This window comes from Methylobacterium sp. WL64 (assembly GCF_008039945.1).
Classification (GTDB): domain Bacteria; phylum Pseudomonadota; class Alphaproteobacteria; order Rhizobiales; family Beijerinckiaceae; genus Methylobacterium.
Window position 1 is genome coordinate 1 of the sequence record NZ_VRVA01000296.1, and the last position, 892, is coordinate 892.

Here is an 892-nt window from a genome sequence, read left to right on the forward strand (position 1 = left end):
CTCGATAGGGTGCTGGATCGCCAGGGCGGCCCTGTAGGCGGTTGCTGGCGGAAGGCGGCCCGCAAGGTCGGTCAAATAGTCGAGGGCCTCCAGCACGTCCCTGTCGTGTCTGAAATCGCGCTCCTCGGTCTGCTCGACGGCGGCGGCGAGGATCGCCATGGCGTCCTGCTTGCCGTGGTGATCGGCACCGTCATGCGCCCATACGCCGAAATGGGCCACGTCCCGGTAAATCTTGCTGTAGTCCATCTATGTTGCCTCCATGAATAGGAACAAAGATAGAACAGATTTCGGGAAATGTTGTTGCGTATAGCCGATTTTAATCTTTCGGATATACAGTTCGAGTATGGCAAAAGGCCCACGCTATACGCCGCGACCGGCAAGGCAGGAAAAACCGACAACGGCCTTGACGGCCGCGCCGCATGTCCGCGCCTTCATGCTGAAACTGTTCGACCGGCAGGACGGCGCAGCGGCCGACTGGCTCCTAATCGCGGAAACGCTGCTCAAGGAAGCCTTCGCCGCCGTCGATCTGGCGGCGACCGATCCAAAGACGGCCTCCCTCGCGCATTCGATCATGCGCCGCGTCCATGACGGGGCATATCAACGGGTGACGGCGACCTCAGCCGATGCCTTCAAGGATGCGCCGGCCCCGACGCGGTCAGTCCCATCGGTCGACTACGACGGGCCGCAACACCATCCGGCCGATAAGCCCGACGCACCGTTCGCCCGATAATATCATACTCGAACTACTTGTCGTCTTTGCGGTGAAGGTGTTGCCTGAGATGAAAGGCTGCCTCTGCGTACAACCTGAAGCGCTTCCGCAGGACGACTTGTTTCTCGGGTTTCCGGGTTTCGCCTGCTTTTAAGTGAGCCTTGTCCGCGCGATTGCGCAGTT

The 892-nt window shown here is 60.2% G+C and carries 2 protein-coding genes; one reads left to right on the forward strand and one right to left on the reverse strand.

Annotation, left to right across the window (positions count from 1 at the left end; translation table 11 throughout):
• Nucleotides 1-246: hypothetical protein (locus FV242_RS33970; RefSeq protein WP_147942040.1), on the reverse strand; the 246-nt coding region annotated here is incomplete at its 3' end.
• A gap of 157 nt (nt 247-403) precedes the next feature.
• On the opposite strand from FV242_RS33970, the gene FV242_RS33975 reads away from it, so the two are divergent.
• The gene (locus FV242_RS33975; RefSeq protein ID WP_147942041.1) at nt 404-730 is read left to right on the forward strand and encodes a hypothetical protein; all 327 of its coding nucleotides are present in this window, start codon (nt 404-406) and stop codon (nt 728-730) included.
• The last annotated feature ends 162 nt before the right edge of the window (nt 731-892 follow it).